Source organism: Clostridium zhoujianii (assembly GCF_051590805.1).
Lineage (GTDB): Bacteria > Bacillota > Clostridia > Clostridiales > Clostridiaceae > Clostridium.
The window spans coordinates 107,277-120,160 of the sequence record NZ_JBPUTF010000003.1; the positions used below are offsets into that span (position 1 = coordinate 107,277).

10 protein-coding genes are annotated in these 12,884 nt (G+C 33.7%); all 10 read left to right on the forward strand.

Translation table 11 applies throughout. The features are described from left to right. Positions 1-15 precede the first annotated feature (15 nt). Complete coding sequence (gene leuC, locus ACSYT2_RS15320) at positions 16-1,275, forward strand: 3-isopropylmalate dehydratase large subunit (RefSeq protein ID WP_430857697.1); 1,260 nt, start codon at positions 16-18, stop codon at positions 1,273-1,275. A gap of 14 nt (positions 1,276-1,289) precedes the next feature. Continuing rightward, positions 1,290-1,778 carry a 3-isopropylmalate dehydratase small subunit gene (leuD, locus tag ACSYT2_RS15325; RefSeq protein ID WP_430857696.1) on the forward strand — a complete coding sequence of 163 codons (489 nt, stop codon included), beginning with the start codon at positions 1,290-1,292 and terminating at the stop codon, positions 1,776-1,778. A gap of 41 nt (positions 1,779-1,819) precedes the next feature. Next, the gene (leuB, locus tag ACSYT2_RS15330; RefSeq protein WP_438385123.1) at positions 1,820-2,890 is read left to right on the forward strand and encodes a 3-isopropylmalate dehydrogenase; all 1,071 of its coding nucleotides are present in this window, start codon (positions 1,820-1,822) and stop codon (positions 2,888-2,890) included. A gap of 16 nt (positions 2,891-2,906) precedes the next feature. Next, a complete protein-coding gene (gene ilvD, locus ACSYT2_RS15335) occupies positions 2,907-4,565 on the forward strand; it encodes a dihydroxy-acid dehydratase (protein WP_430857694.1) in 1,659 nt (552 codons plus the stop codon). Between the two features lie 45 nt (positions 4,566-4,610). Continuing rightward, a complete protein-coding gene (ilvB, locus tag ACSYT2_RS15340; protein WP_438385124.1) occupies positions 4,611-6,278 on the forward strand; it encodes a biosynthetic-type acetolactate synthase large subunit in 1,668 nt (555 codons plus the stop codon). Positions 6,279-6,297: 19 nt separating this feature from the next. Continuing rightward, positions 6,298-7,299, forward strand: a complete 1,002-nt coding sequence (gene ilvC, locus ACSYT2_RS15345; protein WP_430857692.1) for a ketol-acid reductoisomerase — start codon at positions 6,298-6,300, stop codon at positions 7,297-7,299. A gap of 260 nt (positions 7,300-7,559) precedes the next feature. Then, positions 7,560-7,961 carry a hypothetical protein gene (locus ACSYT2_RS15350; protein WP_430857691.1) on the forward strand — a complete coding sequence of 134 codons (402 nt, stop codon included), beginning with the start codon at positions 7,560-7,562 and terminating at the stop codon, positions 7,959-7,961. Positions 7,962-8,232: 271 nt separating this feature from the next. Continuing rightward, the gene (locus ACSYT2_RS15355) at positions 8,233-8,712 is read left to right on the forward strand and encodes a MarR family winged helix-turn-helix transcriptional regulator (protein WP_430857690.1); all 480 of its coding nucleotides are present in this window, start codon (positions 8,233-8,235) and stop codon (positions 8,710-8,712) included. Positions 8,713-8,727: 15 nt separating this feature from the next. Beyond that, positions 8,728-10,956 carry an ABC transporter ATP-binding protein gene (locus tag ACSYT2_RS15360; protein ID WP_430857689.1) on the forward strand — a complete coding sequence of 743 codons (2,229 nt, stop codon included), beginning with the start codon at positions 8,728-8,730 and terminating at the stop codon, positions 10,954-10,956. Next, the gene (locus tag ACSYT2_RS15365) at positions 10,949-12,808 is read left to right on the forward strand and encodes an ABC transporter ATP-binding protein (protein ID WP_438385125.1); all 1,860 of its coding nucleotides are present in this window, start codon (positions 10,949-10,951) and stop codon (positions 12,806-12,808) included. Before ACSYT2_RS15360 ends, ACSYT2_RS15365 begins: the two co-directional genes overlap by 8 nt. Positions 12,809-12,884: the final 76 nt, after the last annotated feature.

Here is a 12,884-nt window from a genome sequence, read left to right on the forward strand (position 1 = left end):
GGGGATGATTAACAAATGGGAATGACCATGACGCAAAAAATATTAGCAGCTCACGCTGGTTTAGAAAAAGTAAAGGCTGGACAATTAATTGAGGCAAAGCTTGATTTAGTATTAGGAAATGATATTACAACACCTGTTGCTGTAACTGAATTTAAAAAATTTGGTGTGGAGAAGGTATTTAGCAAAAGTCAAATAGCTATAGTTCCAGATCACTTCACTCCAAATAAGGATATAAAGGCTGCAGAGCAAGTTAAATATATAAGAGAATTCGCAGAAGATAATGGAATAGAAAATTACTTTGAAGTTGGAGAAATGGGAATAGAACATTGCTTGATTCCAGAGAAAGGATTAGCAGTAGCAGGAGATGTTGTTATAGGCGCAGATTCACATACTTGTACTTATGGTGCATTAGGGGCATTCTCAACTGGTATTGGATCAACTGATATGGCAGCAGGAATGGCGACAGGAGAATGTTGGTTTAAGGTTCCTTCAGCAATTAAATTTGTTCTTAAAGGAAAACCTGCTAAATGGGTTAGTGGTAAAGATATTATACTTCATATTATAGGGATGATAGGAGTAGATGGAGCTTTATACAGATCAATGGAGTTTGTAGGAGATGGTATAAATTATCTTTCAATGGATGATAGATTTACTATGGCAAACATGGCAATAGAAGCTGGTGGAAAGAATGGAATTTTCCCAGTTGATGATAAGACAGAAGAGTACTTAAAAGAGCATACTAAAAGAGAATGGAAAAAGTATGAGGCTGATGAGGATGCTGAGTATGATGAGGTTTATGAAATAGATTTAAGTTCATTAAGACCAACAGTAGCATTCCCACACTTACCAGATAACACAAGAACAATAGACAATGTTGGTGATATTTCTATAGACCAAGTTGTTATAGGTTCATGTACAAATGGTAGAATATCAGATTTAAGAGTAGCTAGAGACATTATAAAAGGTAAGAAAGTTAAGAAGGGACTAAGATGTATTGTATTCCCTGGAACTCAAAAGATTTATCTTCAAGCTTTAGAAGAAGGAATTATAAAGGATTTTGTAGAGGCAGGAGCTATATTCTCAACTCCAACTTGTGGGCCATGTCTAGGAGGGCATATGGGAATATTAGCAGCTGGTGAAAGAGCTGTATCAACAACTAACAGAAACTTCGTAGGAAGAATGGGACATGTTGAATCAGAAGTATATTTAGCAAGTCCAGCAGTTGCAGCAGCATCAGCATTAACAGGAAAAATTACAGATCCAGAGTTAGTTTAAGGAGGAGTTAGAAGATGAAAGTAACAGGTAAGGTTTTTAAATATGGAGATAATGTTGATACAGATGTAATAATTCCAGCAAGATATTTAAATACATCAGTTCACAAAGAGCTTGCAGCTCACTGTATGGAAGATATAGATTTAGATTTTGTAAAAAATGTTGAACAAGGAGACTTCATAGTAGCTAATAAAAATTTTGGATGTGGTTCATCAAGAGAACATGCGCCAATAGCTATTAAAGCAGCAGGGATAAGTTGTGTTATAGCATCAACATTTGCAAGAATATTTTACAGAAATGCTATAAATATAGGTCTACCAATATTCGAATGTGATGAAGCTGTTAAGGCCATAGAGGCAGGAGATAAATTAGAAGTAGATTTTTCAACTGGTGTAATAAAGAACTTAACTAAAAATGAAGATTATCAAGGGGAACCATTCCCAGAATTCATGCAAAAAATTATTGATAATGATGGCTTGATAGGATACATCAAAAATAATAAATAAGCACAAAAGTGTAGGCTTTTAATAAATTGGGGGTTAGAAAGATGAAATATAATATAGCAGTTATACCAGGGGATGGAATAGGACCTGAGGTTATAGAATCAACAATTAAGGTTTTAAATGCAATTGGGGAAAAGTTTAATCACAAGTTTGATTATGAATATTTAGTTGCTGGTGGATGTGCAATAGATGAAACTGGAACACCACTACCAGAAGAAACTTTAGAAGCTTGTAAGAAGAGTGATGCAGTTTTACTTGGAGCAGTAGGTGGACCTAAATGGGATGAACCAACAGCAAAGGTAAGACCAGAACAAGCTCTTCTTGGGTTAAGAGGTGGATTAGGACTTTATTGTAATCTTAGACCTGCATTATTATATGCACCATTAAAAGATGCATCACCACTAAAGGAAAGTATTATAGGTGATGGAATTGATGTTCTTGTAGTAAGGGAATTAACTGGTGGTATTTACTTTGGAGAAAGAGGACTAACAACTGTAAATGGAATTCCAGCAGCTTATGATACTGAAAGATATGATGAGGAAGAAGTAAGGAGAATAGCCAAGATAGCATTTGAATCAGCAATGAAGAGAAGTAAAAAAGTTACTTCTGTAGATAAGGCAAATATACTTGAAAGTTCAAGATTATGGAGAAGAATTGTTGAGGAAGTGGCTAAGGATTATCCTGAGGTTGAATTAAATCATTTATATATAGATAATACAGCGATGCAAATGGTTAGAGATCCAAGACAATTTGATGTAATTGTAACTTCAAATATGTTTGGAGATATATTATCTGATGAAGCTAGCATGGTAACAGGTTCAATAGGAATGCTACCATCAGCATCTTTAGGAGAAAATAGTTTTGGTATGTATGAACCGATTCATGGAAGTGCTCCTGATATAGCAGGCACTGGAATAGCAAACCCTCTTGCAACAATTTTATCAGCAGGAATGATGCTTAAGCATACATTTGGATTAGATGAAGAGGCATTAGTTATAGATAAAGCAGTTCTTAGTGTTTTAGAGGATGGATATAGAACTGGAGACATTATGAGTGAAGGAATGAAACTAGTAGGAACAGAAGAGATGACAAAACTAATTTTGGAAAAGATTTAAAAGGAGATGTAAATATATGAGAAGTGACGTTGTAAAAAGAGGACCTGAAAGGGCTCCTCATAGGTCACTATTCAAAGCAGCTGGTCTTACAGATGAAGAAATAGATAGACCTCTAATTGGAGTAGTAACCTCACAAAATGATATTATCCCAGGACACATAAACTTAGATAAAATAGTTGAAGGTGTTAAAAAAGGTGTTCTTATGGCAGGAGGTACTCCATTAGTATTCCCAACTATAGGAGTATGTGATGGAATTGCTATGGGGCATGAAGGAATGAGATATTCCTTAGTAACTAGAGAACTTATAGCAGATACAATTGAATGTATGGTAAAAGCTCATGGATTTGATGCATTAGTTTTAATTCCAAACTGCGATAAGATAGTGCCAGGAATGATGATGGCGGCATTAAGATTAAATATACCAGCAATAATTGCTAGTGGTGGGCCTATGCTACCAGGTAAATTTAAAGGTGGAGATGTATCTTTAACAACGGTTTTTGAAGGTGTAGGTGCTTTTGAAAATGGAACAATGCTAGAGGCAGATCTTAAAGAATTAGAAGAAAAAGCGTGTCCAACTTGTGGTGCATGTTCAGGAATGTTTACAGCAAACTCAATGAACTGTCTAACAGAAGTTTTAGGATTAGCATTACCGGGAAATGGAACTATTCCGGCGGTTTATTCGGAGAGGATAAGACTTGCAAAACAAGCTGGTATGAAAATAATGGAGTTATTAGAAAAGGATATAAAGCCTAGGGATATAGTTACAGTTGATGCTATAGAAAATGCTTTATCAGTAGAAATGGCACTTGGATGTTCTACAAATTCAGTTTTACATCTAACAGCTATAGCAAACGAAGCAAAATTACCAATAAACCTTGATATCATAAATGAAGTATCAGCTAAAGTGCCAAATCTTTGTCACTTAGCACCTGCATCTCAAGTTCATATTATAGATTTATATTATGCAGGTGGTATCTCGGCAGTTATAAATGAACTTTCCAAGAAGGATATAATTCATCTTGATTGTATGACTGCAACAGGAAAGACTCAAGGAGAAAATACTAAGAACTCTTATGTTCAAGACTATAGTGTAATAAAATCTGTTGATGAACCGTTTAGTCATACAGGTGGTATAGCTATACTTAGGGGAAATCTTGCAGTTGATGGAGCAGTAGTTAAGAGAGCAGCAGTTGCACCAGAAATGCTTAAGCATGAAGGACCAGCAAGAGTATTTAATTCAGAAGAGGATGCAATAGCAGCAATTAAGAGTAAGAAAATTGTATCAGGAGATGTTGTTGTAATTAGATATGAAGGACCTAAGGGTGGCCCAGGGATGAGAGAAATGCTAGCACCTACATCTACAATAGCAGGTATGGGGTTAGACAAGGAAGTAGCTCTTATTACAGATGGAAGGTTTAGTGGAGCAACAAAGGGGGCTTCAATAGGACACGTATCACCAGAAGCTGCCGAAGGTGGATTAATCGCTTTTGTTGAAGAAGGGGATACAATATCAATAGACATTAATGCAGGTAAGCTTGAGCTAAAAGTTTCAGATGAAGTATTAGCTGAAAGAAGAAAGAATTTTATAGAACCTGAGCCAAGAGCTACAGAAGGATATTTAGCTAGATATGCTAAACTTGTAACTTCAGCAAGTACAGGAGCTGTATTTAAATAGTTAAAAGATAAGTTAAATTAAAATATGTGATAAGGAGGGGGCAAAATGTTATTAACAGGGGCTGAGATATTAATTAATTCGTTAGTTGATGAAGGCGTAGATACTATCTTTGGGTATCCAGGTGGAGCAGTACTAAACATTTATGATGCATTATATAAGCATAGTGAGGATATAAATCACGTCTTAACATGCCATGAACAGGGTGCTGCACATGCAGCAGATGGATATGCAAGAGCAACTGGTAAAGTTGGAGTTTGTTTAGCAACTTCAGGACCAGGGGCTACGAATTTAGTAACTGGAATTGCTACAGCATATATGGATTCTATACCTATGGTAGCAATTACAGGGAATGTTACCATGCCACTATTGGGAAAGGATAGTTTCCAAGAAGTTGATATAGCAGGTATTACAATGCCAATAACGAAGCACAATTATATAGTTAAGGATGTTAATGATCTTCAAGATGTTATAAGAGAAGCATTCTATATAGCAAAAGAAGGAAGACCAGGACCTGTATTAATAGATATTCCTAAGGATATAACTGCAAACAAGACAACTTATCATAAGTTAGAATCTAAAGAGGTTAAAAGAAAAGAGAAGTATATAACAGAAGAAGCAATAAAGGAAGTTGCGGAATTGATAAATAAGTCAAATAAACCTTATATATATGCTGGTGGGGGATTAATATCAGCAGATGCTTCAGAGGAATTAGTTACTTTTGCTGAAAAGATAGGAGCTCCGGTATGTACTACTCTTATGGCAGAAGGAGTTATAGATAATGATAATCCTCTTTATACGGGAATGATAGGCATGCACGGAACAAAAGCATCTAATATTGCAGCTACAAAGTGTGATTTGCTTATAGCTATAGGGGCTAGGTTTTCTGACAGAGTAATAAGTAGTCCAGAGCATGTACAGAATGCAAAAATAATTCATATAGATGTAGATCCAGCAGAAATCAACAAAAATATTAAGGTAGATGAATTCTTAGTTGGTGATGCTAAGTTAGTTTTAGAAAAACTAATAAAAGCAGTTAATCCTAAGAGAAATGAAGAGTGGCTTGAAAAGATAGATGGGTTAAAGAATGTAGTCAGTGGAAAAAATGATGAAAAATTAGCACCTAAATATCTTTTTGACAAGATAAATGAGCTTAATGATGGAAGCATAATAATAACAACAGAAGTTGGCCAACATCAAATGTGGGCAGCTCAATACTTTAACTTTAAGAAACCAAGAACATTCATATCTTCTGGTGGATTAGGAACTATGGGCTTCGGTCTTGGAGCGTCTATAGGAGCTCAAATGGGGAGAACAGAATGTAAAGTTATAAATATAGCTGGTGATGGTAGCTTTGGAATGAATTGTAATGAACTTGCTACAGCTGTTACAAACAAGCTTCCATTAGTAGTAATAATAATGAATAATAACTCATTAGGAATGGTTAGACAATGGCAGGATTTCTTCTATGAAGCTAGATATTCTCATACTACTTTAGATAGAAAGACTGACTTTGTAAAACTAGCAGAAGCATATGGTGCTAGGGGAATAAGAGTAACTGAAAAAGAAGAATTAGATTCAGCACTTAAAGAAGCAATAGAAAGTAAGGAACCGGTAGTTATTGATTATGTAATTAGTAACGACAAAAAAGTTTTTCCAATGGTTGCACCTGGTGCACCCATTAATCAAATAATAACAGAAGAAGATTTTCAATAAATTTTAGGAGGAATAGAAGATGGTAAAAATGTATTACGAAAAGGACACAAATCTTGATTATTTAAAGGGGAAGAAGGTAGCAGTAATTGGTTATGGTAGCCAAGGACATGCTCATGCATTAAACTTACATGATAGCGGTATTGAAGTTATAGTTGGTTTATATAATGGAAGTAAATCTTGGGAGGTTGCAGAAAATGATGGATTAAAGGTTGCTACAGTTCCAGAAGCTGTTAAGGCTGCTGATATTGTTATGTTACTTGTTCCAGATGAAAGACAAGCAGCAATATATAAGGAGCAAATTGCACCTTACCTAGAAGCTGGAAATGCTTTAGTATTTGCACATGGATTTAATATAAACTATGGTCAAATAGAACCACCTGCAGATGTAGATGTATTTATGGTTGCTCCAAAGGGACCAGGACATATGGTAAGAAGAACTTATACAGAAGGATCAGGAGTTCCATGTTTAATAGCTGTACACCAAGATGCTTCAGGAAATGCTAAGGATTTAGCTTTAGCTTATGCTAATGGTGTTGGTGGTGCTAGATCAGGAGTGCTTGAAACTACATTCAAGGACGAAACTGAAACAGATTTATTTGGAGAACAAGCAGTTCTTTGTGGTGGTGTTACCGCATTAATTAAAGCTGGATTTGAAACTTTAGTTGAAGCTGGATATGCTCCAGAAAATGCTTACTTCGAGTGTATGCATGAAATGAAGTTAATCGTAGACTTAATGTACCAAGGTGGTATGGCTACCATGAGATATTCAATCTCTGACACAGCAGAATACGGTGACTACATGATTGGTAATAGAATAATCACTGAAGATACTAAGAAGGAAATGAAGAAGGTTCTTACTGAAATCCAAGATGGTACTTTCGCAAGAAATTGGTTAATGGAAAATATGGTAGGAAGACCAAACTTCAAGGCAACTAGAAGAATGGAATCAGAACATCAAATAGAAAAGGTTGGTGCAGAGCTAAGAGGAATGATGAGCTGGATCAACAAGAAGTTAGACTAGTATTATAGTTATAAATCCCTTACGTAATAGTAAGGGATTTATTTTTTAATAATTAAGTAATAAACGATAATATAATCTAGGGTATAATTTATGTAAAAGATTGCCAGGGAGAAGATTATGATTGGGATAGGATATGAGTTACTATTTTTTATATCAATAGTTGTGTACTTAATTTATGAAATAATTACTTTAAAGAGGAGCAAGACAATAAATAGGCTGAGAGAAATTATACTTTTAAAGAAGAGGAAATAATTGAGGCTTTGGGTAGTAGAAATATTGATGTTTTAGCATCAAAGGATATAAATAAAGTAGGCAAGGTGTATCTAATAGAGGAGAAAATAGAAGGGAAAGGGAGATTAGCAATACAATTTTATGATTCTGTAGGAACAAATAGTTTTTTACGTGGTGTTGATAAGCCGATAGATGCTATTCCTGATAAAAAAGGAAATGTAGTTGAGTATTTATTTTCTAATTATAATGGTCAGTTTTTTGAAACTATAACTGTATTCGGAAAAATTATTGATGGGGAAAAAATTCAAATAATTTGTGGCGAAAAAGAATTAAATGTGGATATCTCCGAACAGAAATACTTTATTGATACTATAGATATTAGTGAATTTAATATTTCGCAATATGATGAAGTTAAAATTAAGATTATTTAGTTTATAAGGTGCACTAGCTAAGGTGCACTTTATTTATGTGAAGAAATATAAAGATAATTAATTATATAGAATAAGATAAGTAAAAGAAGTAAATAAATATATTAGATTATGTAGAAAGGAATGTAGAAAAATAGATAGTGATAACATTTACAAAAGTTAGTCGACTAAGTAAAAAAATATTAAATAAATATTAATATAGACACATTTACTTGATTTTAGCAGTATTATGGATTAATATAATAGTTAGCCGACTAAGTAAGGGGGGATGAAAATGGGTTTAATACCTGAAGAATCATTACACCGTGTTTTTGCTCAAGTAATGAGGCTACAATTTGTTAGAAGCCAGCCACTACTTGATAAAATTGGATTATATCCTGGGCAACCACCATTACTTTTTTCATTATATAAGAAGAATGGACAAAGTCAGAGAGAGTTAGCTGAAAATCTTGGGATAAAGGCAGCAACTATTACTGTAATGATAAAGAGAATGGAAAAAACTAAGATGATAAAGAGAGAACAAGATGTAAATGATCAAAGAGTATCTAGAATTTTTATCACTGATGCAGGTATAGAGGTATGTAAGCAATTAGCTATTATACATGAAGAGATAGAGAAGGAATGCTTTGCTGGATTTACAGTAGAGGAAAAAATCTTATTACGTAGATTAATGATACAGGTAAGAGATAATTTAAAAAAAGTATGTGATAAGGACATAGAAATAGGTTGTTGTGGACATAGTAAAAAAAGCTAAAAGGGAGATGGATATATGTTAAAGTTAATGAAGTATTTAAAGAAATCAGTCGTACCGATTATTGCAATAATAGTTTTATTAGTAATTCAAGCAGTGTGCGATCTTTCTTTACCAGATTATACTTCTAAGATAGTTAATGTCGGTATACAACAAGGAGGAGTAGAAAATGCTGTTCCTAAAGTTATTAGACAAACTGAATTAGATAAATTGACACTGTTTATGAGTGAAGAAGATAAGAATGAGGTATTAAGTAATTATACTTTATTAGATAAGGCTTCACTTTCTAAAGAAGATATTACAGGAGATGAGCCTGTATATGAACTTAGCACAAAAAATAAAGATACAATTGAATCTTTAAATGCAATATTTGGTAAACCTATGATGGTTGTTGGTGGACTAGAAAGTGACAATGACCAAACAAAGGAAATGAAGAAACAAATGATGGCTAATATGCCGCCGCAAATGGTAGCTTCAGGGGATCTAGATATATTTAAAGTATTCTCATCTATGCCAAAAGAACAATTAGAAGGTATAAAGAATAACATTTATGAAAAATTTGGTGATATGCCAGAGAGTATGGTTACACAAAGTGCAGTATCTTATGTAAAGTCAGAATATGTTTCATTAGGTATTGATACAGATAAGCAACAAAATAATTACGTATTATTAGCTGGTGCTAAGATGCTTGGAATAGCACTATTAAGTATGATTGCAACAGTTATAGTTGGATTCTTAGGAGCAAAGGTTGCAGCAGCTCTAGGTAGAGATCTTAGAGGGAAAGTATTTAAAAAGGTTATGTCATTTTCAAGTACAGAGCTAGATACATTCTCAACAGCTTCATTAATAACACGTAGTACAAATGATATACAACAAATTCAAATGGTTATGGTTATGTTACTTAGAATTGTATTCTATGCACCAATCCTAGCATTAGGAGGGGTATTAAAGGTTTTAAAGACAGATACTTCAATGTCTTGGATTATAGCAGTAGCAGTACTAGCAGTATTATCATTAGTAATGGTATTATTTTCAGTTGTAATGCCTAGATTTAAGAAAGTTCAAAAGTTGGTAGATAAAGTAAATTTAGTAACTCGTGAAATACTTACAGGTATTCCAGTTATACGTGCATTTAGTACTCAAAAGTATGAAGAAGAAAGATTTGAGAAGGCAAATATGGATTTAACTAAAAACAATATATTTGTTAACAGAGTTATGTCATGTATGATGCCAGCAATGATGTTTGTAATGAATGCTGTAGCAGTTCTTATTGTTTGGAATGGGTCACATGCAGTTGACTCAGGGGCTATGCAAGTTGGAGATATGATGGCATTTATTCAATATACAATGCAAATAATTATGTCATTCTTAATGATATCGATGGTATCAGTAATGTGGCCAAGAGCATCAGTATCAGCAGAACGTATTGATGAAGTAATTACAACATCTCTTAAAATAGAAGATCCTAAGAATGCTGAGGCATTTAAGGATGAGAAAAAGGGAATATTAGAGTTTAGAAATGTTTCATTTAGATATCCTAATGCAGAAGAAGATGTTTTAAGCAATATTACATTTACTGCAAAGCCAGGAGAAACAACAGCATTTATAGGAAGTACTGGTAGTGGTAAATCTACTTTAGTAAATTTAATTCCACGTTTCTATGATGTAACAGAAGGTGAGATTAGACTGGACGGGGTAGATATTAGAAATGTATCTCAACATGATCTTAGAGCTAAAATAGGATATGTTCCACAAAAGGGAGTACTATTCTCAGGAACAATAGATTCAAATTTAAGATATGGTAGGGAAGAAGCTACGGAAGATGAAATAGTAAGAGCAGCAAGGATAGCACAAGCTACAGACTTTATAACTTCAAAGCCAGAAGGTTTTGAAACAGAAATTTCTCAAGGTGGTACAAATGTATCTGGAGGACAAAAGCAAAGACTTTCTATTGCAAGAGCAATAGCTAAGAATCCAGAATTATATATATTTGATGATAGTTTCTCAGCATTAGATTTTAAGACTGATGCTACTTTACGTAAAGCTCTAAAAGCTGAAACAAGTGATAGTACTGTATTAATAGTTGCACAAAGAATTAGTACTATACTTCATGCAGAACAAATTATAGTCCTTGATGAAGGAAGAGTTGTTGGAATAGGAACTCACAAAGAGCTTCTTAAGAATTGTGAAGTTTATGAGCAAATAGCTTTATCACAACTTTCAAAGGAGGAGTTAGCTAATGAGTAATGAGAAAAGAGGAACAAGAAAAGGCTTTGGTGGCCCAATGGGCGGAATGCATGGCGCAGGCGAAAAGGCAAAAGATTTTAAAGGAACAATGAAAAAATTATTCGGGTATATAAGTGCATTTAAATTTGCAATACTTGGAGTAATAATATTTGCAATTGGTAGTGCATGTTTCTCTATAGTTGGACCAAAGATTTTAGGTAAAGCTACTACTGAAATATTTAATGGATTAGTTTCAAAGGTATCTGGAGCAGAAGGAGCGGGTATAAACTTTGATAAGATAGGAAGAATACTTTTAATATTAATTGGACTTTATGTAATTAGTGCATTATTTGCATTTATCCAAGGTTATATAATGAGTGGTATTTCACAAAAGCTTTGTTATAATTTAAGAAACGATCTTTCTACTAAGATAAATAGAATGCCAATGAAGTATTTTGATACTAAAACTCATGGTGAAGTATTATCAAGATTTACAAATGATATAGATACCTTAGGGCAAAGTTTAAATCAAAGTATGACACAATTAATAACATCAGTTGTTACAATAATTGGTGTACTAGTAATGATGCTTTCTATAAGTTGGCAAATGACTCTTGTGGCATTATTAATATTACCTATATCAATGGGATTAATAATGTTAATAGTTAAGAAATCACAAAAATTCTTTAAGGACCAACAAGAGTACTTAGGTAATGTAAATGGTCAAGTTGAAGAGTTATATGGTGGCCATAATATAGTTAAGGTATTTAATGGTGAAGAAAAAGCTATAGAAGAATTTGATGAGTTAAATGATAAATTATATGGATCTGCTTGGAAGTCTCAATTCTTATCAGGAATGATGCAACCAGTTATGATGTTTATAGGAAACCTAGGTTATGTAGCAGTATCTATAATGGGTGGATGGCTTACAATTAAAAAGACTATTGAAGTTGGAGATATTCAATCATTCATTCAATATGTAAGACAATTTACTCAACCAATAGCACAAGTGGCGCAAGTAGCTAATTTATTACAATCTACAGCAGCAGCAGCAGAAAGGGTATTCGAATTCTTAGAAGAAGAGGAAGAAGTACAATTTGCTGAGAATCCTGTATCAGTAGAAGGTTTAGAAGGTAGAGTTGATTTTGAGAATGTTCATTTTGGATATAATGAAAACAAGACAATTATTAATGACTTTACAGCTCATGTTAAGCCCGGCCAAAAGGTAGCAATCGTTGGACCTACTGGTGCTGGTAAGACAACTATGATTAAGTTATTAATGAGATTCTATGATGTTAATAGTGGAGCAATATTAATTGATGGACACAATATTCAAGATTTCAATCGTACAGAGTTAAGAGATTTATTTGGTATGGTACTTCAAGATACTTGGTTATTTAACGGAAGTATAAGAGAGAATATCAGATATGGTAGATTAGATGCAACAGATGAAGAAGTAATTGATGCGGCTAAAGCAGCTCATGTTCATCATTTTGTTAAAACATTACCTGCTGGATATGATATGGAATTAAACGAAGAAGCAAGCAATGTATCACAAGGACAAAAGCAGTTATTAACAATTGCCCGTGCTATTTTAGCTGATCCTAAGATATTAATACTTGATGAAGCAACAAGTTCAGTTGATACAAGAACTGAAATTTTAATTCAAAAGGCTATGGATAATCTTATGGAAGGTAGAACAAGTTTTGTTATAGCTCACAGATTATCAACAATTCGTGATGCGGATTTAATCTTAGTTATGAATGAAGGAGATATAGTTGAGCAAGGAACACATGAAGAGTTACTAGCTAAGGGTGAATTCTATGCTAAGCTTTATAACTCACAATTTGAGAGATCGGAAGAAGCAGTTTAATATAGAAGGTAGTTATAGAAAGATGACAAGTTAAAAGTGGCTTGTCATCTTTTCATTGTATTTCAATAGGTATATA